The sequence below is a fragment of the Micromonospora sp. LOL_023 genome (assembly GCF_048060115.1).
GTDB lineage: Bacteria > Actinomycetota > Actinomycetes > Mycobacteriales > Micromonosporaceae > Micromonospora_E.
The window spans coordinates 50,451-75,364 of the sequence record NZ_JBHMIM010000036.1 but is presented as its reverse complement, the minus strand read 5'-3'; the positions used below and the strand labels follow the sequence as shown (position 1 = coordinate 75,364).

The window sequence follows — 24,914 nt, the reverse complement described above, 5'->3', positions numbered from 1 at the left end:
GACCGGGACCGTCCTACCGCAAGGCAGGACTACCAACCGTGCGCTCACTAAAGCCCACTGAGAGGTAACGGAACCATCCGGTCGAGCGTTACCAACTCGTCGACGCAGCGCCGCGGCCCGGCCGGGTCGCCGGTCCAGATCAGCAGACGCCGACCCGTTCCCACGGACCCCACTGGGAGGCGGCAGGTTGCTGGTTGCGCGTCCACCACCGCGCCGTCCACGACTGCCCCGCCCGCACGACGGTCTCCCCACCGGTGTAGATCCAGGACGACGTCCACTCCGGATGGAAGCTCCCGGCGCAGTTGCGGTGGGCGCCCATTTCGGCCCAGGCACCCCACGCCGCGCTGCCCGGAGTCTGGTTCTTCGTCCACCACTGGGCCTGGTAGACCCGGCCGGCGTGGTGCACCAGGTCGCCATCGGTGTACACCTGCGCCGCCTCCCAGGCGGGTACGGTCGGTACCCACTGGGCGTAGATCGTCGCCGCGGTCCGCGCCAGCGCCGAAACCGTGGTCGTGGCGGTCACCGCGGTGCCGGTGCCGTCTGCCGCGGTGTTCCAGCCGGCGAACTCGTACGCGGGACGGTGCAGACCGGTCCCCGGCGCGTCCAGGCCGGTGTCGGACCACAACAGCCCGCCGCGGGACTCGGGTGCCGCGCCGATGCCGCCGTTGAGGTCGTACGACACGGAGTGGACGCCCTCGACGGCGGCCGCCCACGACAGCATCGGCGACTGGTTGGTGGTCGCCCGCAGCCTGATGGTCACCGGTCCGTCGGCGGCCAGGTCGATGTCGTAGCGCAACACCCGCGACGGTGTGGCGGAATCGAGGGTGAGCTGTGAGTCGACCCGGTGGGCGGTGCCGTCGTAGTCCAGGAAGACGTCGTAGCTGCGGCTGTTGCCGGGCCACCAGGAGTGGCTGCCCGCTACGATCGCGTGACGGCCCGCCGGCAGGCTGAAGGTGTAACTGAGGGTTGCCCCTACCTGGTTGGCCGTGTACACGCCGGTGGTGGTCGTCTTGCTGTAGTCGCCAGCGACAATCCCCTTGTACTGGATGTCGCGGGCGCCGGCGGCGTTGTGCGCCCCGAGACCCCAGGTCGCGCCGCCGTCGAGAACCTGATCGGGTACGGCGTTGAGCAGGTCGTCGCCGACCAGGTCGGCGACCGCCGCGTAGGCCGGCGACTCGTGACCCAACGCACCGGTGGCGGTGCCGTTGACGTCGGCGAAATAGCGCAGTCCCCTCGGCACGACCTCGACCCAGGCGGTCGTGCTGGCGGCACCGTGGCTGCCCCGGACCGCGACCGTCGTCCACGCCTTGCTGACGTCGAGTCCGTCGAGGTCCCAGGTCACCGCGAGGTCCCGGGTGGTGCCGTCGGTCAGCCTGGCGGGCAGCGTCGCCGGCAGGTTCCCCGGTGCTTGGCCGGGGAAAGTTGCCCGCCAGACCTGCGGTATGGAGACCACCCGGTTGGCCAGCGGAAAGCTGGCCGCCTGGAGTCGGGAGACGAGCTGCCCGGCCCCCTCGACGTCGAGGCGGTAGGCCACCGGGTCGGCCACGGCCCGGCCGGCCATCGCGATGTTCGTCTGCAGCAGCGCCCAGTCCTGGTCGGTGAAGTCCGCGTTGCGCTCGATCCGCGAGGCGGCCGCCAACGCCTGGCCGACCGCCGTGCTCGACGCCGCCTCGGCGGGCGGCACCCCGGGAACGCCGACCGCGTCGACCACCAGTCGACCGGCGATCACCTCGAGGGTCACGGTGTGCCGGCCCCAGGGCAGCCCTCGCACGGCGACGGTCTGCTGGAAGTTGGTGGCGGACCTGGTCGGCAGGTTCGTCGCGACGAGTTCGCCGTCGACCCGGACGTTGAGCCGGGCAGTGCCGTCGTTGGCTCCCGTGACGTCGATCCCGGAACCGGTGAACGTGTACGCGAGGGTGGCGCCGGGTCCCCGACTGGTCGACGACGAACGCTGGTAGTCGTACATGCTGCCACCGTTGGCGTGGCGCCAGTCTCCGCCGTAGCCGAGCATGGTGGCCGGTGGGTCGGCCAGGTCGGTCGTCTCCAGGTTGTCGAGGAGCTCGCGGTAGTACGGCAGGTGACCCGGCACCCGCTCGATCGTCAGGTTGTCGAAACTGGTGTGGTGGAAGCCGCTGGCCAGGTCGACGCGACCGGACAGGTACGGCGTGGCGTCGGTCCAGCTGAACACCTGGTCGCCGTCGACGAAACCGGTGATCTGGTGACCGGCGACCCGGATCGCCAGCCGGTGCCAGCCGGTGGCGTCGAATCCGGCGGCTGTCCCGCTGGCGATCGTCGTACCGGTGCGGCGGAACTGCCAGGTGCCGTCGGAGCCGAGCCGCAGCGCGTACGGCGTACCGCTGAGACTGTGTGAGCTGCCGCCGCCGGTCGAGCGCGCGCCGATGGCCGCGTAGTTGTCGACCGCCGGGTCCCGGTCGAACCGCACGTCGACGCTGGCCTGGTAGTTGGTCCAGCGCAGGTCACCTATGCCGGTGACGGGATCGGCGTTGTTCCAGGCACCGCCGACGCCGGTCGTCGCTCGGTCGACCTGCTGGCGCAGGACGTATTCTCCGTCGCCGGTCCGCACTGTCTCGAAGGCACCGTTGCGGTCCCAGGTGTACAGCGGAATGGCACCCGTGTCGCCGCCACGGGAGTCGATGAAGTTCTCGGTCTGGTTCGTGACGACGCCACCCGGACCGATCACCGGCACGGTCCTGCCGGAGTAGTCGAAGTCGTCGGTCCACAGCCTGCCCTGCGCCGGGTCGGCGTCCAGCACCGTGCGCTCACCCTCGACCGGCAACGGCGCAGTCCACTGCGGACTGTCAGCGACGTCGAGTGAGGTGACGGTGACGATCGAGTACGGGTCGACGCTGACCTGGTAGTCGCCGGCGGTGCCGGGCGCGACATCGGCGACGTGCCGCTTGTAGTTGGCGTTGAACGACTCACCCGCGCCGGCCGCATCGGTCTGCCACACGGCGAGGGTCGGGTCGGCGCCGAGATCGAAGCTGACCGGCGTGATGTCGTACGTCATGGCGTACTCGGAATCGTTGACGATCACCGTGGAGAAGTCCGACCCGTCCGGTGCCGCCATGGTCAGGTAGTTGGGCTGTCCGTTGCGGCCGACGACCGGGTTGGTGCCGGTGGCGGTGGAGGTGCTGGCCTGTGGGACGGCCCGCCAGATCCCGGCGGTGTTGGCGTCGTTCTCCCAACCGGTCTGCGCGAAGCTGGTGAAGTGCTGCAGCACGGCCAGGCCGGCGTCGTAGTGCAGCCACCCCGACCACGGGTCGCGGGCGGAGACAAGTTCCTTGAAGGAGTACTGTCCGCCCTCGAAGAACGAGCCGATGGCGGGTTGGTAGACGAAATGGGTCCGCCGTGACATCACGAAGCCCTTGACGATGGTATTGGCCATCTCCAGCGCGCTGCCTGTCCCACCGAGGCCGGTGCCCGGCACGGTCGGGTCGGGCGTGTTGTTGTTGGGCCGGAACGACGAGTTGCTGAAGGTGGCCTGCGCTTCGCTGTTCCAGATCTCCTTGTCGAACTCCTCGGCGAGCCGGGTGAAGTTGCGCTGGCTGTCGTCGTTGGTGTTGTAGTGGTAGCCGGCGACCGTGACCGCGTCGCGCAGTTGCGCATCGCTGACCATCGCGCCACCGAAGGTGCCGACGCTCACCTCGTCTGAGATGACGACCTGGATCCGGCGGTAGAGCTCCGCCTCGCCGGGGCGGAAGCCAGCCAGCGCTGGATCGTCGCTGATGTAGCCGGTGGTGTCGGTGCGCACCTGGTTCGCGTACTGCTTGGTCCAGGCGAGGTCGGCGCTGTGCTCGTTCACTCCCGGGTTGACGTAGTCGACCATGTAGCCGTACTCGCGGTGGGCGGCCAGGATGGTGTTCTTGTACCAGGTGTAGATCTTGTCGTTGGTGTTCGCCCAGGCCGGCGCGTTCCACCGCAGGATGCTGACCTTGAGGTCCGGGTTGACCTTCCTGGCGTCGGCGGCCAGTTGGAAGCCCGGGTGCCGGGTCACGTTCGCCCGTTCGGTCTCCCAGCGCATGGTGGCCGGGTCTGATCCGGTCGAGTTGTTCCGGTCGTTGCCCATCTCGATCTTGACGTGGCTCATGACCGGGTGGTCGCCGCCGAAGAGGACCCGCAGCAGCCGCGCGTACACCTCGGGATGCTGCGCCTTGTAGTCCATCAGCACCGCGCTGGTGCTGTTCGCGCTCAGCACGCCGAACCCTTTGAAGGTCAGGCCGTTGACGTTGTCAGCCGCGATGTCGCTCGCGTCCACGGTGACGTCGACGGTCGCTGCGGCCGCGGCTGCAGCCGCAGCGGTAGGCGTACCGGAGATCAGCTGAGTTGGCAGGAGCATCCCGCATGTGAGCAGGGCTGCGGTGACGGTCGCGACGCGCCTGCGTCTCATGGAGGCCCCCTCTGCTGACCACATGTTTCAGTCAGGTGCTCGGTTGGTGACGCGACAGTAAATCGATCGAAGATGCCCGTCAACAACCCGAAACGATCGCAATCGACCTCTTACGATCACAGTCGACCAACGCACATGCACATCTACTCGCATAGATGTCGAGATGCCCGAAATACACCGCCGTCGTCGCCGCGAAAGTGATCAGAAAGATCCAGAAACGATCAAGATCTCAGGCGGTCGGCCCGAAGCCGGTCCGCCGATGCCCCGCAGCGCCTGCCCACCGCAGCCGCAGCCGACGCGGCCCGTCACGTCAGCGCGGCTTCGATCCGCGCGACCGCGCTCGCAACGCCGTCCTCGGCAGCGATGCGTCGCCCCAGCTCGGCCGCCGCGTCCCGGACATCGGCGTCGGTGGTGACCTGGCGGATCGCGGTGGCGAGCCGCTGCGCGGTGAGCGTGGACTGCGGCACCGGGACGCTGCCCGCGCCGATCGCCGCCACTCGCCGACCCCAGAAGAACTGGTCCAGGATGAACGGGCAGATCACCGACGGCCTGCCGGCGCGCAGCGCGGCGGCGGTGGTGCCGGCACCACCGTGATGCACCACGGCGGACACCCGGGGAAACAACCAGTCGTGCGGAGCCTGCGCGATGGGCAGGACATCGTCCGGCAGGTCCGCCGCGTCCAACCCGCCCCAGCCGGTGGCGACGATGCCGCGTACGCCAGCCAGGCGCAGCGCTTCGACGACGGCGCGGGTGAGACGCTGCGGATCCCGCCCGGCCATGCTGCCGAAGCCGACGTACACCGGTGGGTCGCCAGCGTCGAGGAAGTCGACCAGCTCGGCCGGTGGCTGCCAGCCGGTGGCCCCGTCGAGGAACCAGTATCCGGTGAGCTGGGCGTGCCCGGGCCAGTCGGCCGGGCGCGGCAGCACGTGGCCGCTGACGGCGTGCAGCACCGGGATCGGCCGCCCGTCGGGCAGCCGGGTGGCCAGCGCCGCGCCCCTGCGCCTGGCCAGCCCCAACGTCTCCTGGCGGAAGGTGTTGACCATGCCGTCGTACATCCGGAAGCCGGCACCGACGAGACGGTAGGTGAGCCGGTTGTACGCGCGGCCGAGCGGCAGCGCGGGTGCGCCGATCAGTGGAAAGTCGCCGGTCGCCACGGACATCGGTACGGGCACCGCCTGCACCGCCGGCACGCCGAGTTTCTCGGCGACGTGCGGGCCGGCCAGCGCCTTGGGGTGGTAGACGATCAGCTGCGGGTCGGCCTGGCGGGCCGCCTGCCAGACCTCGGCCAGCAGACCCCGGTTGATCGGGTTCGCCTGCCGGGCCAGCCTGATGTTGGTCTTGACCGAGCCCAGAAGTCCGGTGGTGTCCTCCATCGCGGCGCGACCCGCCGCCGAGTCGAGCAGTTGCAGGATCTCATCGCCGAGGTGGCCGTACGCCAGACCGTGGTCGGTGACGAAGGACCGGAATCTGGCGCAGGTGGCCAGGGTGACGTCGTGACCGGCTGCCCGCAGCCCGATGCCGAGCGCCAGGTACGGCTGGACGTCACCGCGCGACCCGACGGTGACGATCAAGACCCGCACCGTCACACGCCCCTCTTGGTCTGCCGGCGGAACTCCTCCATCAAGGCGGGCGTCCGTTCGATCATGAACGTGTAGAAGTCGCGGGTGTGCCGCAGCCGGTCCGCCCCGGGAGCGTCCGCGTCGCCGACGAGGTCGATGCCGCGCTGCATCAGGTCGATGAAGGTACGCATCTTGTCGGTGGGGTCGATCGCCCGGGCGAAGGCGTCCGGGTGTATCTCGTACGCGTGGCCCCGGCCGCTGGTCGGCACCCGACGCACCATGCCGGACTGCTCCAGCGCCCGCATGCCGGCCGAGACGGAGGCCTTGGACAGCCCGACCGCCTCGCACAGTTGCGCGGTGGTCTGACCCGGCGGGTCGCAGATCAGCAGCCAGCCCAGCAGCTTGCCGAACGCAGGGGTGGTGCCCATCTGAGCGAGGGCGACACCGACCTCTTCGGCGTACCGCCGCCCGGCGTCCGGGTCCACGCGCATCTCCTTCACCACCGAGGACACCCCTCCACGATGAACGTCATCATCAGGAACGTTCAGGACTTCCCGAACGCCAACCGTAGCACGGCGGCTGGTGACGCGACCCGCACCGGTCCCACCCGGCTCAGCGGCGGGCGAGCGCCTGGGCGATCAGCTGCTCGCTGTCGGCCCAGAGTTGCTGCGCGCGGGCGACGTCGTAGGACTCGGGTGAGGATCGGGCAATCTTCGGACCCTCCAGGTACGCACCGGTGGTGCCGTCGAACCGGGCGTCGCTGGCCAGGTCGGCCAGGTGCCTGGCGGAGGCCCGGGAGCTGCGGGCGCCGGGCAGCAGCGCGCTGATCAGCGGAGCGGCCATCCGAAAGCCGGTCCGGACGAGCGTCGGATAGTCGCGGGACAGGCTGGTGTCGGGCATCAGCCCCGGGTCGTACGCGTTGACGCTGATCGGCCGCCCGTCCAGGCGGCGGGCAAGCTCGTAGACGAAGTAGATGTTCGCCAGCTTCGACGTCGAGTAGCGGACCCGGCCCGCCGTCGGGGTCGCGTCGGCGTCGGACGGGTCGACGAGCTCGCGGGCACTCGTCCAGCGCGGCTCCGGAAAGCCCATGCTCTTCTCCCGCCAATGGGTGCCGCTGCTGACAATCGCGATCCGGGCCCCGGCGGCCAGGTCATCCAGCAGCCCGGCGACGAGCAGGTGGTGACCGAGGTGGTTGGTGGCGAAGGTCAGCTCGTAGCCGTCGGCGGACCGGCGTACCCCGTCGATGACCTGAACGCCGGCGTTGCCGACGATGGCGTGCAGCGGCGGACGCTGCCCGGACCGGCGCAGTGCCCCGGCCGCGTCCGCGACCGAGCGCAGGTCGGCCAGGTCGATCCGGAGCAGTTCGAGGCTCGCCGCAGGGGTCCGGCGACGGATCTGCCGGGCCGCCGCCTCTCCCCGGCTCTCCGCCCGGTGGCCGAGCACGACGTGCCAGCCCTGGGCGGCGAGCCGCCCGGCAACGCGCAGTCCGAGGCCGCTGGTGGCCCCGGTGATGACGACGGTCCTCATCAGAATGAACCCCTTCATGGGTTGACGTTGTCAACCTGACACTACGTCGTCCAGGTTGACAGCGTCAACCTGATCTAGGATCGGGCGATGAGCACCCGGGACGACCTGGTCGCCGCAGCGACCGCACTGCTCGACGAGGGCGGCCCCGATCGGGTCACCCTGCGGGAGGTCGGGCGTCGGGCCGGCGTGTCGCACAACGCGCCGTACAAGCACTTCGCCGACAAGCAGGCCCTGCTGGAGGCCGTCGCCATCCAGGAGTTCGACCGGCTCGACCGGGTCATGACGGCGACACCGACGCCACGGACCGAGGCCGCCGCGCTGCTGCGGCGCGTCCTGCTCGACTACGTACGCTGGGCCCAGCACCATCCCCGTCGGTTCGCGCTGGTCTACGGGTGGTCGATGAACGCCTCAGCGGACCTGCACGAGCGGGCCGGCACCACCTGGCGGCGACTCGTCGAACTGACCGCCAAGGCCCAGGCCGCCGGCGCACTGCCCGCCGGCGACCCGGAGCGCGCCGCAGCCCTGGTCCGTGCGCTGGCACACGGTGCCGCCGACCTGTCCATCACCGGCCACCTCGCGGCCGACGGAAAGGGCCGGGCCAGCGCCGAGGACCTGGTCGAGGACCTGCTCCAGGTGCTACGTCAGGCCGGACGGTCGAGCTGACGTTGTTCGCTCAGGATCGGTTCGCCGCGTACAAGCGGTCCAGGTCGACGAGCTGGACGCCGGGATCCGTGGCCGCCATGGACCGAAGGTCGTCGGTGAAGCCGCCGCCGCTGAACAGCAGCAGCCGGCACCGGTCGGCCCGGACGCTGTCGCGGCCACGCAACAGGCTGCGGATGTGCGCCAGGCGTTGCAGGTGGCTGGTCCCGACGGTCTCGTGCCACTTGGCCTCGCCGATCGCGAGGAGTTCCTCGCTGCCGTGCTCGTCGCGGCCGAAGACCGCCACGTCCACCTCGTGCTGAGTGCGGGCGGCGGGGTCGTTGACGACACCGGCAGCCACCCGGGTCGGAAAACCGCCAAGAACGTCCGGATCGGCTTCCCAGCGGGCCCATTCGCGGCAGATCGTCTCGAAGTGCGGGCCGACGACCTTGCTCAGGAACGTGCGCTGCAGCCGGGGCCAGACCTGCCGCGACCGACCCGCACGCTCCAGGTCGCCCCAAGTCGGCCGCATCACGGCGTGGTAGAAGACGAGCAGTGGCTCAGCGATCCGGTAGACGCCCCGGTTGCTCTTGAACGCGTCGGTCTCCCGCACGACCAGGCCGACGTCCTCCAGCACACCCAGCGGGTGGGCCAGGTCGGACGGCTGCCGGCCCAGGAAATTGGCGATCTCCCCACGCCGGGTACGACCGTCCGCGATCGCCGCCAGCACCGAGTGGTACAACGCGGGGTCGCGGATGTCCGGCTCCTCCGCCAACAGGTAGCGGGCCTCCCGGAACAGCGGGCGGGCCGGGTTCAACACGGCCCGCACCACCCAGTCGTCGAAATCGTCCGGCCCGGCCGGTGAGTCGTCCTGCGTGAACTCGTGCCGATAGGCGGGGGTGCCGCCGACGATCGCGTTGACCAGCAGGGCGGTGCGTGGGTCGGCGATCCCCCAGAACCGGGCCGCTGCCCGGTAGTCGAGCGTGCGGACCACCAACTCCAGGCCGGCCCGTCCGCGCAGCGGCGCGGTGCCGGCCAGCAGCCCGCCCATGAACGACAGCGCCGAACCGCACAACAGCAGCCGTACCTGGGTGTTCGACCGCTGTCCCGCCGGGTCGAGCGCCCGTTGGATGATCGAGGGAAGTGCCGGGCTGACGCGGGCCAGGAACGGAAACTCGTCGATCACCACCGGAAGTGGCCCGGCAGGGGCGAGTGTCATCGTCCGGGTGACCGCTTCGTCCCAGTTCGCAAACCGCAGCGGCGTCGCCTCACCCAGATAGTCACCGAGCGCATCGCCGTACTGGCGCAGCGCGTCAGCCTCGGACGACTCCGTGGCGGTGAACATGAACCCGCCAGCTACCCGTACCAGCGCGTCGAGCAGGAACGTCTTGCCCTGACGACGACGACCGGAGACCACTCCCAGCGTCGCCCCGCCCTGCGGCAGGCGCGCGAACCGGACCAACTCGTCCCACTCGACGTCACGGTCGAAGATCTCCGCCGGCTTCTCCACCTCACCATCCCGTCACGCTAGTGTAAGCGTAGTTACTATAACTATACTTACATCTCGCTCGCCCGTATTGCCTACCCCTTGACCCGCTGACAGGGTCGCCGGCGACAAGGCCGGCAACTGGTCGAGGTGATACGAGATGGCGATCCCGGCAACGGAGGTCGCGTACGCTGGCTGGCCTTTGAGAGGAATCGGCGGGAGGGGCCATGACCGAGTTCCACGACTGGGACGACGTCCGCAGCGAACTGCACGATGGGGACGATGCCGCGCTGGCGACGGAACGCGCGCGTACCGAGGCATGGATCAGTGCCTTCCACCTCACCGAGGAACGCGGTGACGCTGCCCGGCTGACGCTGGCGAGGGAACCTGTATTGTCGTGAAACTGGCGGGTTGAGGGTCATACAGGTTCCCTCGTTACGAAACGCCGGTCGTCAGCCCGAGCGCCGTCGCCAGCCGGGCGACGCCGGCCGCGTCCGGCCCGCACCGGGCGATCTCCGCCACGACCGTACGGGCGGAAGGCCGGCAGCGGATCTCAGCCGGTACGACGCGGTCCGCCTCGACGAGCCAGCGTCCTGCCGCTACGAAGTCACCGACGTCGAGGTACGCCCGCGCGGCGTCCACCAGGTACGCCGCCCGATGCTCCGCCGGCAGTCCACGCCACGTCAGCTGCCGGGTGGCCGTTTCGTGTCGGCGTACCGCCTGCCGGGCGTCGCCCGACTCCACGGCCGCCGCGACGTGCGCCAGCTCGACGGCCGCCGGGCCGAAGCTCGCCGTACGGTAGTCCAGCCCGTCGCCGATGCGGCCAGCGACGTCAGCGGCCCGGCCGAGCAGCTCGTCGACGCTGCGGGTTTCGCCGCAGCCGGCAGCGGCCAACCCGGCCTGCAGCAGCAACGTCCCGTACACCGTGCCGCGCTCGACAGACGCCGCCGCGATGCGGTCGGCGGCGGCGACCGTCGTCGTCATCGCCAACCGGTCCTGGCCCAGCCCGCGCAGCGCCTGCCCGAGCGGCACCGCCGCCGAACCGGCCAGCACCGGATCGCTGCCGGCCACGGCCAGCGCCCGATCGGCCGCCAACCAGGCCAGCTCGGGTTCACCGACCTTGACCAGCACGAGCGCGATAATCCGGTAAGCGCGCACCAACAACTCCGCCCCAGGCGCAGGCCGGGTGGCGTGCAGCCGCCGGGCAGCGTCCAGCAACTCCGGCACCGTCCGCAGCAGCCGGGGATAGTCGCCGTACTGGTACGTCGACCAGGCGTGCTCCACCCGCTGCGTGACCTCCTGTTCCCCTGCCGGTCCGCTGTCGGCGGCGGTGAACACCTCGTAGCTGGCCAGCGCCGCTCGGACCGCCGCCACCCCGTCGACCGCCCCACCGGCCTCCGCTGGCCGGTCCGGGCCGACCAACTCCGCCGGGTCGACCCGCAGCACCTCGGCGACCTGCCGGATCAGCGAGAACCGGTCCAACGTCCGGACACCACGCTCCACCTTCTCCACCCAGCTCTTAGACCGACCGACCCGGTCGGCGAGCACCTGCTGGGTCATCCGCCGCCGTACCCGCCACAGGGCGACCCGACGCCCCACCGCCACGCTCACGGCCGCCCACCCGCATCGATCCCGGTCCCGTCGATCCAGGTCCAAGAGACGAAGCGTTCGTACAGCTCGGCCGGGTCGGTGATGCCGGCCTCCTCGGCGGCCAGGGTCAGCAGTTCGCCGACGTCGACCGACAACGCGACCGGCTCACCGACGTACGCCTCCGCCAACTGCGTGCGGCCCGGCGGACACGGCCACGGCGTCCCGTCCGGACAGACCGCGCAGCACCACGACGGCCGCACCGGCTCATGCACCGGCTCCCTGCCGGTTGCGGGTGTCCTCATCGCAGGTAATACCGGCCGGCGTTACCACCACGCCGATCCGTCCGATCCGTCCGGGTCGCCGGCCGCCGGTCCGGCGGCGGCACCGTACGGTCGGCAAACCGCCGCCGACCCGGCACCGGATACACCACATCCACCGGCACATCCGCACGCTGAAACCACTTCCCGAACACAACGCCCCCTCAACGAGAGTTGGAAGGGCGGCGACCCGAGGTGGCTCTCCACGTCAACCCCGAGCCGCCGCCCAGCAGGCGGGCCCGACGCGCGAAAAGGGCGATTACGGGATGCGACGCCGGGCCCAGCTAACGCGAGGCCGCGCCACCGCCGAACTCACAACCCGATACGGGAAGCGATGGCACAACCTCTGCAAGTAGCCTGCCCGGCACATTCAGTAAGGTCCACTGGTCAGCCGTTCGCCGGCCGCTTGCGAACAGCTTGACGCAGACGCGCCGACCCAGTGGCGTCGGCGACCACAGCGACTTCGTCCAACGCCTTCGTCGCCGCTTTCCGGTCGCCGATCGCCGAATGCACGTCGGCCAATGCGAGTAGATAGTCACCGGCCCACTCCGCATGCCGCTGCTCGTAAGGAAGGGCAGCAAGACCAGCGGTCAGGTCTGCGATCGCGGCATCGGCGGCATGCCGGTCAACGCCGGAATGGATCGCGTTTACGAGGCCGCGTTCCATTGTCAGGAAGGCAGACGACCGGTAGTAGTGCCACGGCGGCGGGTCGTCGCCGCTGATCTCGAACTCCGCCCCGAGTTGATCAGCTTCTCGGATTGTCTCAGTCGCTGCTTGCCGGCCGTCCACGTGCGCCACGGCCCGAGCGAGCTGAAGTGTGTCATAGACCCGCTCACCGATATAGACCTCGGCGCCGCCAGCAAGCGCTGCTCTGGACAGTTCCGCAGCTTCCGCCGGACGCCCGCACAGTTCCGCCAGATGTCCCTGGAAGCTGATCACGAGAGCGGTCAGGTCGACGTCCCCCGCAGCCACTGCCGCCGCTTCGGCCTGAGCGAGAACTCGACGGGCTTGCGCGTACCGGCCGAGGGTCATCTGCAGCCATCCGACCAGTTGCGCGGACTGTGCGACGACATGCAGCAGCCTGGCTCGACCAGCCCCGGTGGCGCTGGAAGCCAACTGCTCGACCGCAGCCGTGTGCGCGGCTGCGGCGTCAACGACCGCAGCCGACCCGACGACATCTTCGAGATGGCGATGTTGGGCGAGGATCACTGCCAGCGCCTCTGCTGCGGCGGCGCTGGTGTCGCCGGCCGCGAGACGGGAACGCTGGTCGTCGTCGAGTTGCCCGGCATCATCAACGACGAGTTGCGCCAGCCGGCCGCTCGCGCCGAGAGCCACGTCGAGGTGCCTGGCGACCTGGATCGTCGGTGTCTTGCGGCCAGCCTCAAGTTCGCACAGGTAGCTGGACGAGTAGGCGACTCGTCGTCCAAGTTCCCGATAGGAGAGACCAGACTGCTTACGCAAGGCACGCAGGGTGGTCGGCCAGCGTGGATCAACGATGATCATAGTCGGGCTCCCTAGCGGGCGGCGTGGAGGGGCGCGGCCGAACCGAGCGCCACCACGTCCGACCGTACCCCTCTCCTGGGACAATCCCCTTGCGACACACGGTTCTGCCAGGAGACCACGTCAGCGGAGCGGCATTTGTCCCAAGGGCCAGCGGCGGCGTCGGTCAGGCCAGTTCACCGTAATGCCGCAGCAGGCTGTTGACCTTGCGCAGCTTGTCGATGGTGTCGGGCGGTGGCGGGTCCGGGTTGAAGTGCATGACGTCGTTGCGGATATGCCGGATCTCGTGCAGTCGGTCGATGAACGTCCGACGGTCGAGTGGCCAACCCAACGTGCTCCAGACGCTGGTGTCGTCCAGGACCCGCAGGTAGTCGCCCATGCTGAGATCGTCGAAGGAGTTGATCGAGCGGTTACACAGCTTGCCCACCAGATCGAGGTCGACCCGACGGGTGATGATCCGGCGCAGGCTCCGGTCCAACTCGCCGATCTGATAGAAGGGCATTGCCATCTCGCCGTACGCCTGCACCACGTCAGCGGTCGTGACGATGCCGGCAACCACATTGTCCTCGCTGCGGACGAACACGTAGCCGCACCGTTGCAGCTCGGGCAGCACGTCGATCAACTCGCGGTCGTAGCGTACGGCGACGGCCTCGGGATCGATCGCGTCGGTCAGTTTGGCGTTCGGGTCGGCATGACGGGCGTGCGCTATGGATTGCCAGGTGACTGCGCCCCGAAGGTTGCGTGGTCCGTTGAGCACGGCCAATTGCGAGTAGCCGTTGAGGAGCATCTTGGTGATGGCCTACGTCTGCACGATGCGTGAGTACGACGAGTTCTGGTGCGTGTTCACCACGGACCGGATCGGCGGCCCTGTCTATACCGTGCGGGAGGACGGCTACTCCGTCAATGCACGCGGCACGCTGAGCGCCGGGATCCTCAACACCGTCTGCCCGATCTACCAGGGCACCGTCGCTGGCTCCAGCGTCATCTGGTACGTCGACATCATGGACAGCCTCGCCGAGTACGGGGCCACCATCGCCCCGTCCTGATCATCCGCCGACGGGAGCGGCGTCACCACGTACAGACAAACGGTGACGCCGTTCTCATCACCGAGGGTGCGGCAGGGCGTCGGACAGTGCGGCGCGGCTGTTGACCCAGACGACCAGCAGCGCGCAGCCGGGCAGCGTCGACAGCGCCAGCAGCGGTGCCTGGTTGACCGACAGCAGGGCGGCCAGCAGCACGACCAGGCTGAGCAGGCTCAGCGGTGCGCGGCGTACCGCCGACCAGGCCGCGGCCCGGACGGTCGCGCGGACGCCCAGGCCCGGGGCCAGCTCGACCAGGGCCAGCAGCAGCACCGTCGTGGCGGCCACCAGCACGGTCAGCACCACCAGCAGTGGTACGAGCACCGCCGGCCAGCCGGCGTCGTGCAGCACCACGATGTCGGTGACCAGCACGGCGAGCAGGGCCAGCCCGGCCGACCAGCGCAGCGTCGCGGCGGCGAAGTTCCGCCGGTACGCGCGGAAGTACTCGCGTACCGGTGCCCGGTCGTCGTCCTCGGCCTGGCGCAGGTAGCCGAACGCGGCGGCGACCGCCGGCCCGACGCTGAGCGACAGCAGCCCGAAGAAGACCGGGTAGCGCCACGGCTGGGCGACGACGGCGAGCGCGACCAGCAGTGGCAGGTTGGCCACGGCCAGCCCGAGGTTGACCACCAGTACCCGGTGCACCAGCGACCAGATGACCGACCAGGTGTCCGCGCCGACGTTGATCCGCGCGGTCAGCGACGGCCGCAGCGACTGCTGGGCCGGTTGGCGTATGCCGGCCGCCGTCATTTCAACCCACTGGTGGCGATGCCCTGCACGAAGTAGCGCTGGCCGAACAGGAAGACGACCAGGATCGGCAGGATCGACAGCACCGAACCGGTCATGATCATGGCGTACTCGGCTTCGTAGAGCCCGATGAAGGTCCGCAGCCCGATCTGTACGGTCCAGAGGTCGTTGCTGGTCAGGTAGATGAACGGTCCCATGTAGTCGTTCCAGGTGTTGACGAAGGTGAGCAGCGCCAGGCTGGCCAGCGCCGGCTTGGACAACGGCAGCACGATCCGCGCCCAGATGCCGTACTCGTTGAGGCCGTCGATGCGGGCGGCCTCGGTCAGCTCGTCGGGAATGGTCAGGTAGTACTGGCGCATCAGGAACACGCCGAACGCGCCGAACGCCTGCAGCAGGATCAGCGACAGGTGGGTGTTCACCAGGCCCAGCCGTTCCATGATGATGTACTGCGGCACCATGTACGCCTGCCAGGGCACGGCGATCGTGGCGATGTAGGCGAGGAACAGCACGTCGCGGCCCGGGAAACTGATCTTCGCGAAGCCGTACGCGGCGAAGCTGCCGGTCAGCACCTGCAGAAACGTGATGGTGACGCTGAGAAACATCGAGTTGTACAGATAGGTGCCGAGCGGGATACGGTCCCAGATGCGCAGGTAGTTGTCGAAGTGGAACTCCTGCGGGATCCACTGGATCGGCACGGTGAGCACCTGCGAGTCCAGCTTGACTGAGGAAACCAGCATCCAGCCGAACGGCACCAGCACGGCCAGGCCAAGGACGGTCAGCAACAGCTGCAGGACGGCCCGGCGCACCACGGCGACAGTCATCGTTCCCCCCTCCGCTGCAACTGGAACTGGACCACCGTGATCACCAGGACGATCACGAACAGCACCATGGCGATCGCCGATGAGTAGCCGAATCGGCCCTGGGTGATCCCCTCCCGAAAGATCAGCTGCGACAACACCAGCGTGGACCGGCCCGGACCGCCTTCGGTCATCACCTGGATCAGGTCGAACACCTTGAAACTGGAGATGGTCAGCATGATGAGAACGAAGAAGGTGGTGGGCCGCAGCGACGGCACAGTGACGTGCCAGAACCGCTGCCAGGCCGACGCCCCGTCGGTGCGGGCCGCCTCGTACAGCTCGGCCGGGATGGTCTGCAGCCCGGCCAGGTAGAGCACCATGTAGTAGCCCATGTCCCGCCAGACACTGGTGATGATCACCGCCGGCATCGCCCAGGTCGTCGAGGTGGTCCAGCCCGGTGGGTTGTCGATGCCGATCGCCCGCAGCAGCTGGTTGACCGGGCCGGCGTCCGGGTTGAACAGCATGTTCCACACCACCGCGACGGCGACCAACGCGGTGATGTAAGGAAAGAACAACGCGGTACGGAAGAACTGGACCCCGCGTAGTTTCCGGTTGAGCAGTACGGCGAACCCGAGGGCGGCGACCAGGGTCAGCGGGATATGGCCGAGTGCGTAGTAGGTGGTGTTGTAGAGCGCGGTCCAGAAGCTCTCGTTGCTCGCCATCCGCCGGAAGTTGTCCAGCCCCACCCACTCGGGGGTGCTGTACGAGTTCCAGTGCATGAACGCGAGCGCCAGGGAGGCGACCACGGGCACCAGGGTGAGTGCGGCGAAGCCGACGAAGTTCGGCAGGATGAAGCTCCAGCCGGCCAGGGTGTTGCGCCGGCGCAGCCGGCGGGCGGTGCGGCCGGCCACCGGCGGCGGGGTGCCACCGGTGGCCGTCGCACGTACGGTGTCGATCGAGGTGGGGGTGGCCATGGTGGTGGTCAGTCGACCTCGGAGTTGACCCGGTCGGCCATCTCGGCGAGTCCGTCGTCGACGGACCGCTCACCGATCATGATCAGCTCGTGTTCCTCGGTGAGGATCGTGTCGACGTCGGAGGACCGCTCGTCGACCGGCATCTCCAGCACCACCTCGTCCGGCTGAAACGCCCGCTGGGCGATCTCGTCGTTGGTCATGCCCTCCACCCCGAAGTAGGTCTCGGTGATCGTCTCGTCCGAGTACGCCGGAAAGACACCGATCTTCGCGATCGCCGCCGCGCCGTCCGGGCCGGCGGCCCAGGCCACGAAGGTACGGGCGGCCTCGGCGTTACGGGCCTTGTTGTTGACCGCGAAGGCGGTCGGGGAGCCGAAGGTGGTCACCGGGCCGCCCTCGGCGATTTGCGGCAGCGGGGCGATCCCCCAGTCGACGTCGGTGGTGCCAGCCCTCTTCTCGTCGATGAGCCGGGCGGCGTACCAGGTGCCCATCGGCAGCATCGCGGCCTTCTCGGTGGCGAACATCGTGTGGTACTGGACCTTCTGCGTCGAGGCGGTCGCCCATGGCAGGGTCGCGCCGGCGGTCTGCAGGTCGAGCACCATGTCGTACCGGTCCTTGATGAAACCGTAGTCGCCGCCGACCAGGTCGCCACCAGTCTGGGCGGCCGACGTCGAGTGGATGATCGACCGCCAGGTGTGGTGGTAGGTGCCGTACACGGTGTCCTGACCGCTGCCGCTGGTCAACGCCTTGGCCAGGTCGGCGTACTCGGCCCAGGTGAGGTTGGCGAGGTCGGCGCCGGAGTCGGCCAGCAGTGTCTTGTTGTAGTACAGCACCCAGAAGTCCTGGCGGTACGGCAGCGCGAAGTAGTCGCCGTCGAGATCGAACGGCTCCAGGCCGAGGTACTTGCTCTGGTCGAGTGCGGCTGCCTCGTCGGCGACCGACGCCAGCTGCCCACGCAACGCGTACCGGGAGTAGTCGGTGACGTTCTTCATGGTCAGCACGTCGGTACGGTCCCCGCCGGCCAGCATGGTGGTGACCTTCTCGGAGTAGTCGTCCGCCAGGATGTCCACCGGCTCGACGTCGATGTCGGGGTGTGCGGCCTCGAACGCCTCGATGAGGGCCTTGAATTCGGGCGTGTTCTCGTAGTTCCACAGGGCGACGGTCAGGATTTCGCGGCCGTCGGAGCCGACGGCCGGTTCGTCGCCGCCCCCGCATCCGGTGACGGCGAGGGCCAGCGCGGTGGCGACGGCCAGCCCGGCGACAAGACGTCTGTTCATAGGACTGCTCCTTTGTACGGTGGGTGCGGTGTTGTTGGACGAGGCAGGTCTTCGGGCGGCGGTCAGGCGTGCAGCGCGAACGCCTCCGGGGTGATCTCGGCGCGCAGCGGCTCGGCGGCGACCCAACGGGCGAGTTCGTCGAGGGTGTGGTCGGTCAGCCGGCGAATCTCCGTGCCGAGCGAGCCGGCCAGGTGCGGGGTGACCATGACGTTCGGCGCGGCGCGCAGCGCGGCGTCGGTGGGTAGCGGCTCGGGGTCGGTGACGTCGAGAATCGCGTAGAGACGACCGGAGCGGCACTCGGCCGCGAGCGCCGCCGAGTCGACCAGACTCCCCCGGGCCGTGTTGATCACTGTGGCGTGGTCGGGCAGCAGTGCGAGTTCGGCCGCGCCGATCATGCGGTACGTGCTGGGCAGTTCCGGCGCGTGCAGGGTCAGGATCTCGCTGCGCGCCAGCAGCTCACCGAGGTCGACCAGGGTTCCACCGGCCGAGGCGACCTCGGCCGGGTCGGCGTGCGGGTCGGCGACCAGGCACTGCGCGGTGTCGAGGCAGCCGACCAGTTCCACGACCCGACGGCCGATCCGGGAGAAGCCGACGACGCCGATGGTGCGGCGGTAGTTGGACAGATCGCCGTGCCCGTGGTGGTGGCCCCATCCTTGGTACGCCCGGTCGGGATCGGCGGCGATGAACGGCACCTTCTTGCCGGCGAAGATGATCGCGGCGAGGGTGTACTCGGCGACCGGGATCGCGTTGGCGTCGGCCGCCGTGCTCACCCGGATGCCGCGCCGCCAGATCTCGTCGCTCACCAGCGGACGGACGCTGCCCGCGGCGTGGAAGACGGCGCGCAGCGCCGGGGCGGCGGCCAGCCGTCGCCCGGTGAGCCTCGGCGCGCCCCAGGACGTCACCAGCACCTCGACGCTGGCCAGCCGGGCGCGCACCGACGGCGAGTCGAGTTCGTCGGCCCAGACCGGGTCGGCCGTGGCGACGAGCCCGCCGAGCCGCTCCAGCCGCGCCTCGTCGAAGTGGGCGCGGTAGGAGTCCCGGGCCATCACGACGAGGGCCTGCGGCGGGGGCTGCACCGTCAACGTGTCTCCTCGGTGGCGAATCTCCGGCCGACGCCTGTCGTCGTGAGAACCTCTTGGATTCGCCGATGTGACATCGTTAACCTTCTGCGAACAGGGTCGCTACCAGTCGTTCTGAATCGGTCACAAACGTTCACGAACGAACATCGATGGGAGGTGTCGTGCCGGCGGATCGGATGTTCAACCTGCAGCGTCGTGAACGGCTGCTGGAGGAGTTGCGCCGCCACGGCGCGGTACGGGTGAAGGAGCTGGCCCGGATCCTCGACGTCAGCGAGCTGACCGTGCGGCGCGACATCGCAGCCCTGGCCGAAAGCAACCTGCTGACCAGGGTGCACGGCGGTGCGACGCTGCCCACCCAGCTCGGGCCGGCGCCCCGCCGGCCACGGGTGGCCCCCACCCGGTTCACCATCGGCATGGTCGTGCCCTCGCTGGACTACTACTGGCCGCAGATCGTCACCGGCGCCCGCGCCGCCGCCGCGTCGCTGGGCGTGCACATCCAGTTGCGCGGGTCCAGCTACGACCCGGCGGAGGACCGCCGGCAGATCACCCGGCTGATCACCGCCCAACAGGTCCAGGGCCTGCTGCTGGCACCGAGCCTGGACGTCGACGGAGCCGCCGACATGATCGGCTGGATCGGCAACCTGCCGGTGCCGACGATCCTGGTGGAGCGTCAGGCTCCGCGTTGGACGCCGACGCTGCGCCAGCTCGAATGGGTCCGCAGCGACCATGCTCTGGGCCTGGAGATGGCAGTACGCCACCTGCACGAACACGGTCACCGTCGGATCGGGTTGGTGTTGTCCAAGGGCAGCCCCACCTCCGCACATCTGGCCCAGGGGTGGGCGTTGGCCTGCGCGGATCTTGGTCTGCCCGACGACATGGTGATCCGCGAGGCGGTCGCGTTGGACGCACCGGGGCATCGCGGGATCATCGCCGACCTGCTGCGGCGCTGCCGCGGAGAACGGGTGACGGCGCTGATCGTGCACGGCGACCCGGACGCCATGTCGGTCGCCCAGTACTGCACCGAGCAGGGCCTGTCGATCCCCGACCAACTGGCGCTGGTGTCGTACGACGACGAGGTGGCGCACCTGGCCGAACCGGCCCTGACCGCCGTACGGCCGCCGAAGAGCCAGGTAGGCCGGGTAGCGGTCGAGCTGATGGTGGCCCGGCTGGTCGAGGGCCGACGCCGGCCCACGCAGCGGGTGCTGATCACCCCGGAGCTGGTGATCCGCGACTCGTCCACGCCCCGGGTGACCCGCTGACCCCGCGCCGCCGACAGCACGGACGGCTCAGCCGGGCGCGGCCGGCAGCAGCACCGTCGAAGTGTGCCCGTCGGGCCAGCGGGCCGTTACCGTGTGCTGCCCACCGTCGGCCGTCACCGCCACGGCCGGTAGCCGGCCGGTGGTGTCCGACTCCTCGCCGGCCAGGATGACCGCCGCGACGTGCACCTGGCCGACGGTCGGCGGTGTCGCGCTACGCAGCACCGGCACCGCCACCTCGTCACCCAACGGCGAGCTGGCGTGCTCCCGGCGTACCTGCGCGACGACGAAGCCGGCCAGCCCGACCAGTCGCGACGTCGACCGGCCGTCGGTCACCGTCGCGGTCGGCGGATAGCCACCGGTACGCACGGCAGGTGGCGCGTCGCCGGCGACCGGCCAGCCGCTGAACTCCAGCACGGTGGCGACGTCGAGGCCCTCGGCCGAGTCGATCCGGGCCAGGCGTACCTCCACCGCGCCCCGGATCAGCGAGCCCATCGTCACCACCGGGCCCCGGCGGACCGGGCCGACGCGGCCGGAGCCGTGGTCCGGGCCGGTGTCGCCGTCGGTGTCGACCCAGTGCGTCGCGGCGCGGGAGACCGCCCAGCCCACGCCGTCGACGACGCGGCAGTCGACCGTCTGGAACCCGTTGCGGTGACCGCGCCGACCTGACCCGTCGACAAGCGTGATCGAGTTGTCCGACGGGTCACCGACGGTCTCGCCGGTCAGCGGCGGCATGGTGACGGTCGAGTAGCCGAGCCGGGCGTACAACGGCGAGTCCGCGCGCTCGTCGCCCGGCGTCGAGTGATCGGTACCGTGGTTGACCACCCGGATCACCCCGTCGTCACGGGTGCCGGCGACCAGCCAGCCCGGCACCGGCAACGCCGCCAGCAGGTCCGCCCGCTCCACCGGCAACGGCCGCTCGGTTGCTGTCCACACCGGATGATCGGCCGGCAGGGCCAGCCCCAGCATGCCCTTCGCCGCCCAGTACGGCGAGCCGGGCCCGGAGTAGGACTGGGCCATCGCCGGCCATTCACGGTGCCAGCCGAGGGTCAGCAGGCCGCGCCGGTCCGGCACCCCGTGCTCGTGGAAGTGCCGCAGCATTGCGCTGGCCGCGCGGCGCAGCTCCCCCGGCTCGACGGTGGTCGCCCCCGTGATCGCACCCATCCACAGCGGCGCGGCGGCGGCGAACCGGTAGCTGAGGCTGCGGCCCTGCATCAGCGGCGACCCGTCGGAGCCCATCAGCCGAAGCGCGTCGTCGAGGAACACCGACAGCCGGGACCGCCACACCTGGCGCAGGTCATCGGGGCACTGGTCACCGGCCTGGTCGGCCCAGAGCAGCGGGTAGACGTGCAACGCCCAGCCGCCATAGTGGTCGTACGCCCGTTCCGGGCCGTCGGAGTACCAGCCGTCGGCCCGGTACAGCGACTCGTGCACCGCCAGCCCCGACTCGATGTCCTCGGGCGTCCACGGGCCGCCGACCGAGCGCAGGAACGTCTCCACGACGATCTGGAACCACACCCAGTTGATCGGTGGATACCGTTGCCCGACGACGGTGGCCAGCCAGTCGACGATCCGCGCCCGGTCGCCGTCGTCGAGCCGGTCCCACAGCCAGGGCCGGCTCAGGTGCAGGCCCAGGGCGATCGAGCAGGCTTCGACCTTGGCCTGGTCCAACCGGTCGGGGCGGGGCCAGGCGGTCGGCGACGACGGGTCGGTGCCGGCGCGCAGTCCGGCCGCGTACCAGTCGGCCAGGCCGTGCGGGTCGGCGCCGGCGTCGCCCCGCAGCCGGATCGCGGCCAGCAGGAACGACCGGGCGAACGCCTCCAGCGAGTCGCTGTCCGGGCCGTACGCGCTGGACCGTCCGGGCAGGTCGATCCGGGCGTGGTCGTCGCAGGCGTACGGGCGCAGCGCGAGCAGCATCCGGTCGGCGGTGGCCGCCCAGTGCGCCCGGGTGTAGCCGGTGTACGGCGACAGCCGCCGGTCATCGGTGCTCATCGGTCCGCTCCGTAACAGTCAGGGTGAACGATCCGGTCGGGTCGGCCGGCAGGCTGAGGACCAGTCGGTGCACGGCGTCGCCCCACACGTCACGCAGCAGCGGATCGTCGACCGGGCACCGCTGCAGCCGACCGTCGCCGAGGCTGGGATCCCAGGCCAGCACGAGGACTCCCCCCGCCAGCGCGCGCACGGCGAGCCGCCCGGCGGTGTGGGTCACCGGCTCACCGGCGATGACGTGGTGCAGTCGCAGGTCGGTCGGGTCGTCGACCTGCCAGCGCTCGGTGACGACGACCTCGGCACGGCGTCGGTCGAGTCGGACGGTGCGCCGCCACGACCGGCAGCCGGCAGCCGGCGGGTAGGCGCTGGCGATGTCGAGATGCAGAGTGTCACGGCCGTCGTCGGTGGTCTCGGCGGTGACCGACGACGCCTGGAAGGCCGCGCCGGGTGCCTGGCCGTGACCGCCCACGACCGGCAGGTTGTGCCACTGGCTCTGGGTGACCCACTGCTCGTACCGGCGGTCGGTGAACGAGATCGCGGTGTAGGTGGGCTGTCCGAGGTCGACCAGCACCGGCGAGCTGTCGAGTGCGACGACGTACGAACCGACGTCGTTGTGGTTGTGATTCTCGGCGTTGTGCCCGCCCTTGACCGACATGGCCAGCCCGCGCGTGCTGCCGGCCCGTTCCCGACTGACCAGCACTTGCAGGTCGGGCAGCCAGGTCGTGGCGGGCAGCGGCGGCGCGGTCGGCGGCTGTGCGGTCCAGTGCGCGTCGGTCAGGCCGACGACGGCCCTGCCCAGCCCGGCGGTGAGTGTCACCGCCGGCGAGTCGTGGCTGCGGTGGCTGGCCGCGTGCTCGATCACCTGCCGGTCCCCGGTAGCCCGGCCCCAGCGGTGCAGCACCTGCCACGCCTGCTGCGCACTGGGCCGGGCCGGGCCGTCCCCGACGTTGACGTACCAGCCGTCACCGAGAGCCATCCGGTGCGGGTAGCGGGCCAGCTGCGGTAGCGGCGCCCACCGCCACGGATCGAGTAGTCCGCCGGTGACCCGGTCGAGCAGGTCGAGTGCTTCGGCCAGCCGGGCCGGGCCGTTCCACCAGTACGCGTACCCTTCGTCGCAGCCGCCGTCGGCGGGCAGCGAGCCGAGGTAGCGGTCGAGTCCGTCGACGACGAGGTCGACCACCCGGGTCCGAACGTCCGCGTCGTCGACCAGGAACAGGGCGGCGGCCAGCAGATGGCCGTGGACCCACGGGTTCCAGTTGTGCAGGTGCCCGTCCAGGCCGAGCCAGTGCCACTCGCGGCTGCCCAGGAACGGCTCGATCACCCGGGTGCGGGTTTCCCGGCGGATCCGCTGGCGCAGCCCCGGGGTGCGTTCGTCGAGCGCCGCGCCGAGGATCAGGTCGGCCCAGGCCAGTACGGCGACCGTCTCGGCCGCCCCGAGGTCCACGAACGGCCGGTCCACGTCGGGCACCACCCGGCCGGCCTCGGCGGCGAACCGCTCGTGTGCGGCCCAGCACCAGCTGGTCTGCTCGCACAGCTGCAGCAGCCCGTCGGCGGCCTCGTCAAGGTAGGGCTGGCCGTGCAACGCGGCAGCCAGTGCCGCCGTGGCGGTACGCCGCCGCAGCTCACCGGCGGGCTGCTCGTACGCGGTCCGCGCCCCGTCGCGCCAGTAACGGGCGTAGTCGGACAGCAGCAGTCGCGGCCAACCGGTGGCCCGGTCGGTCTCGGCGGTGGCGACGATCGTCTGGGCGGTGACCTCGTCGACGTGCGGCCACGCCGCCCGACCGGTGCCGCCGCCGATGTCGAGCGCCTGCCGGGCCTGGCCGAGAGCTGTCATCCGGGTCGCCTGCCCGAGCGCGGCCCACCGTCGGGCGAGCGGCCCCGGCTCAGCTGTCATGACGGTCCGCTGTGGCCAGCTGGGCGAGTGCCGCCCCTTCGGTGGCGACCAGGGCGGGATCGTCGTCGACCACGAACTCCAGCAGGGTGTCGTAGTCGCGGCCGGTGCCGCGCAGCAGTCCGAACACGTCGTGCCAGAGCCGGTCGCGGGCGGTCAACGGCAGTCGCTGGTAGCCGGGCCACCAGGAGAAGACGTGCACCGCGCTGACCCAGGGCAGCACCTGGCGCAGGTCGTCGAGGGCGGCGGCGTCGGGCAGGTCGACCGGCGGCTGCCAGTACGTGCGTACCGCCGGATGGTCGACGTCGGCGAGCAGCCGCAGCGTCGACTCGGCGGTGTCGGTCAACGTACCCGAATGGTATTCGAAGGAGAGCTCGATCCCGGCGGCGGCGGCCTGTTCGGCGGCGGCCCGGGTGGCGTGCCCGACCGCGTGGCGCTGGTCCGCGCTGGCCTCGCCGGAGCCGACCGTGCCGGCCCAGATCCGAATCCGGGGGGCACCGAGCGCGACCGCGCTGGCGAGTACGGGCGCAAAGTCCTCTGCCGGGTCGCCGCCGGCACGGAAGTAGGAGCCGTAGGAGGCGACCGCGACGCCCCGGTCCTGGCTGGCGGCGCGGACCAGGGCGGCGGCCCGGGTGTCCCCCGGTGGCACGTGTACGTCGCCACCCCACTCGATGCCGCGCAGACCGGCGCGGGCGGCGATGTCCAGCACCGTGAACGCCGGTTCCCGCCGGAGGGTCACCGAGCAGATGCCACTGTGGAACACCTGGTCCGTCGCTGGCACGCGCCCTCCTGGCAGTGTCGGGAA

General features: G+C 70.3%; 21 protein-coding genes. 4 read left to right on the top strand and 17 right to left on the bottom strand.

Features of this window, described 5'->3' with window-relative positions; translation table 11 throughout:
- Positions 1 to 139: 139 nt before the first annotated feature.
- The 4 genes from ACFHVL_RS19710 to ACFHVL_RS19695 all read right to left on the bottom strand — a co-directional run bounded on the left by ACFHVL_RS19710 (position 140) and on the right by ACFHVL_RS19695 (position 7,512).
- Complete coding sequence (locus tag ACFHVL_RS19710) at positions 140 to 4,408, bottom strand: carbohydrate-binding protein (protein ID WP_416629658.1); 4,269 nt, start codon at positions 4,406 to 4,408, stop codon at positions 140 to 142.
- A gap of 305 nt (positions 4,409 to 4,713) precedes the next feature.
- The gene (locus ACFHVL_RS19705) at positions 4,714 to 5,994 is read right to left on the bottom strand and encodes a glycosyltransferase (RefSeq protein WP_416629656.1); all 1,281 of its coding nucleotides are present in this window, start codon (positions 5,992 to 5,994) and stop codon (positions 4,714 to 4,716) included.
- A complete protein-coding gene (locus ACFHVL_RS19700) occupies positions 5,991 to 6,452 on the bottom strand; it encodes a GbsR/MarR family transcriptional regulator (RefSeq protein ID WP_416629665.1) in 462 nt (153 codons plus the stop codon). Before ACFHVL_RS19700 ends, ACFHVL_RS19705 begins: the two co-directional genes overlap by 4 nt.
- Positions 6,453 to 6,579: 127 nt before the next feature.
- Entirely contained in the window at positions 6,580 to 7,512 is a 933-nt protein-coding gene (locus tag ACFHVL_RS19695) for an SDR family NAD(P)-dependent oxidoreductase (protein ID WP_416629654.1), read from the bottom strand.
- A 69-nt stretch (positions 7,513 to 7,581) separates the two neighbouring features.
- Here ACFHVL_RS19695 and ACFHVL_RS19690 point away from each other — a divergent pair, with 69 nt between their 5' ends.
- Complete coding sequence (locus tag ACFHVL_RS19690; protein WP_416629653.1) at positions 7,582 to 8,157, top strand: TetR/AcrR family transcriptional regulator; 576 nt, start codon at positions 7,582 to 7,584, stop codon at positions 8,155 to 8,157.
- A gap of 10 nt (positions 8,158 to 8,167) precedes the next feature.
- Here ACFHVL_RS19690 and ACFHVL_RS19685 read toward each other — a convergent pair whose 3' ends face one another.
- Positions 8,168 to 9,643 (bottom strand): AAA family ATPase, encoded by a 1,476-nt coding sequence (locus tag ACFHVL_RS19685; RefSeq protein ID WP_416629651.1) that lies wholly within the window; start codon positions 9,641 to 9,643, stop codon positions 8,168 to 8,170.
- Between the two features lie 203 nt (positions 9,644 to 9,846).
- Here ACFHVL_RS19685 and ACFHVL_RS19680 point away from each other — a divergent pair, with 203 nt between their 5' ends.
- Positions 9,847 to 10,020: a hypothetical protein gene (locus ACFHVL_RS19680; RefSeq protein WP_416554147.1), complete on the top strand. Its 174-nt coding sequence runs from the start codon at positions 9,847 to 9,849 to the stop codon at positions 10,018 to 10,020.
- Positions 10,021 to 10,054: 34 nt separating this feature from the next.
- On the opposite strand, the gene ACFHVL_RS19675 is transcribed toward ACFHVL_RS19680, so the two are convergent.
- The 4 genes from ACFHVL_RS19675 to ACFHVL_RS19660 form a co-directional block, all read right to left on the bottom strand.
- Positions 10,055 to 11,230: a helix-turn-helix domain-containing protein gene (locus ACFHVL_RS19675; RefSeq protein WP_416554145.1), complete on the bottom strand. Its 1,176-nt coding sequence runs from the start codon at positions 11,228 to 11,230 to the stop codon at positions 10,055 to 10,057.
- The gene (locus ACFHVL_RS19670) at positions 11,227 to 11,481 is read right to left on the bottom strand and encodes a hypothetical protein (RefSeq protein WP_416554143.1); all 255 of its coding nucleotides are present in this window, start codon (positions 11,479 to 11,481) and stop codon (positions 11,227 to 11,229) included. Before ACFHVL_RS19670 ends, ACFHVL_RS19675 begins: the two co-directional genes overlap by 4 nt.
- Before the next feature lie 432 nt (positions 11,482 to 11,913).
- Positions 11,914 to 13,029 carry a helix-turn-helix domain-containing protein gene (locus ACFHVL_RS19665; protein ID WP_416629650.1) on the bottom strand — a complete coding sequence of 372 codons (1,116 nt, stop codon included), beginning with the start codon at positions 13,027 to 13,029 and terminating at the stop codon, positions 11,914 to 11,916.
- Positions 13,030 to 13,192: 163 nt separating this feature from the next.
- Positions 13,193 to 13,813 (bottom strand): CBS domain-containing protein, encoded by a 621-nt coding sequence (locus ACFHVL_RS19660; RefSeq protein ID WP_416629649.1) that lies wholly within the window; start codon positions 13,811 to 13,813, stop codon positions 13,193 to 13,195.
- A gap of 7 nt (positions 13,814 to 13,820) precedes the next feature.
- Between ACFHVL_RS19660 and ACFHVL_RS19655 the strand changes: the two genes are divergently transcribed.
- On the top strand, positions 13,821 to 14,072 hold the full coding sequence (locus ACFHVL_RS19655) for a hypothetical protein (protein ID WP_416629648.1): 252 nt from the start codon (positions 13,821 to 13,823) through the stop codon (positions 14,070 to 14,072).
- 57 nt (positions 14,073 to 14,129) lie between these two features.
- Here ACFHVL_RS19655 and ACFHVL_RS19650 read toward each other — a convergent pair whose 3' ends face one another.
- From ACFHVL_RS19650 to ACFHVL_RS19630, 5 genes are all read right to left on the bottom strand, one after another.
- Positions 14,130 to 14,852: a DUF624 domain-containing protein gene (locus ACFHVL_RS19650; RefSeq protein WP_416629647.1), complete on the bottom strand. Its 723-nt coding sequence runs from the start codon at positions 14,850 to 14,852 to the stop codon at positions 14,130 to 14,132.
- Positions 14,849 to 15,670, bottom strand: a complete 822-nt coding sequence (locus tag ACFHVL_RS19645; RefSeq protein ID WP_416629646.1) for a carbohydrate ABC transporter permease — start codon at positions 15,668 to 15,670, stop codon at positions 14,849 to 14,851. The genes ACFHVL_RS19650 and ACFHVL_RS19645 overlap by 4 nt, the downstream gene beginning before the upstream one ends.
- Positions 15,667 to 16,620, bottom strand: a complete 954-nt coding sequence (locus ACFHVL_RS19640) for a carbohydrate ABC transporter permease (RefSeq protein WP_416629645.1) — start codon at positions 16,618 to 16,620, stop codon at positions 15,667 to 15,669. Before ACFHVL_RS19640 ends, ACFHVL_RS19645 begins: the two co-directional genes overlap by 4 nt.
- An 8-nt stretch (positions 16,621 to 16,628) precedes the next feature.
- Complete coding sequence (locus ACFHVL_RS19635; RefSeq protein WP_416629644.1) at positions 16,629 to 17,894, bottom strand: ABC transporter substrate-binding protein; 1,266 nt, start codon at positions 17,892 to 17,894, stop codon at positions 16,629 to 16,631.
- Between the two features lie 62 nt (positions 17,895 to 17,956).
- A complete protein-coding gene (locus ACFHVL_RS19630; protein WP_416629664.1) occupies positions 17,957 to 18,970 on the bottom strand; it encodes a hydroxyacid dehydrogenase in 1,014 nt (337 codons plus the stop codon).
- A gap of 164 nt (positions 18,971 to 19,134) precedes the next feature.
- Between ACFHVL_RS19630 and ACFHVL_RS19625 the strand changes: the two genes are divergently transcribed.
- Entirely contained in the window at positions 19,135 to 20,232 is a 1,098-nt protein-coding gene (locus ACFHVL_RS19625; RefSeq protein ID WP_416629642.1) for a substrate-binding domain-containing protein, read from the top strand.
- A gap of 27 nt (positions 20,233 to 20,259) precedes the next feature.
- On the opposite strand, the gene ACFHVL_RS19620 is transcribed toward ACFHVL_RS19625, so the two are convergent.
- Genes ACFHVL_RS19620 through ACFHVL_RS19610 form a run of 3 tightly spaced genes read right to left on the bottom strand, consistent with a single transcriptional unit; the run spans position 20,260 to position 24,890 of the window.
- The gene (locus ACFHVL_RS19620) at positions 20,260 to 22,221 is read right to left on the bottom strand and encodes a DUF2264 domain-containing protein (RefSeq protein ID WP_416629641.1); all 1,962 of its coding nucleotides are present in this window, start codon (positions 22,219 to 22,221) and stop codon (positions 20,260 to 20,262) included.
- Complete coding sequence (locus tag ACFHVL_RS19615) at positions 22,208 to 24,112, bottom strand: heparinase (protein WP_416629640.1); 1,905 nt, start codon at positions 24,110 to 24,112, stop codon at positions 22,208 to 22,210. The genes ACFHVL_RS19620 and ACFHVL_RS19615 overlap by 14 nt, the downstream gene beginning before the upstream one ends.
- On the bottom strand, positions 24,102 to 24,890 hold the full coding sequence (locus ACFHVL_RS19610; RefSeq protein WP_416629639.1) for a sugar phosphate isomerase/epimerase family protein: 789 nt from the start codon (positions 24,888 to 24,890) through the stop codon (positions 24,102 to 24,104). Before ACFHVL_RS19610 ends, ACFHVL_RS19615 begins: the two co-directional genes overlap by 11 nt.
- Positions 24,891 to 24,914: the final 24 nt, after the last annotated feature.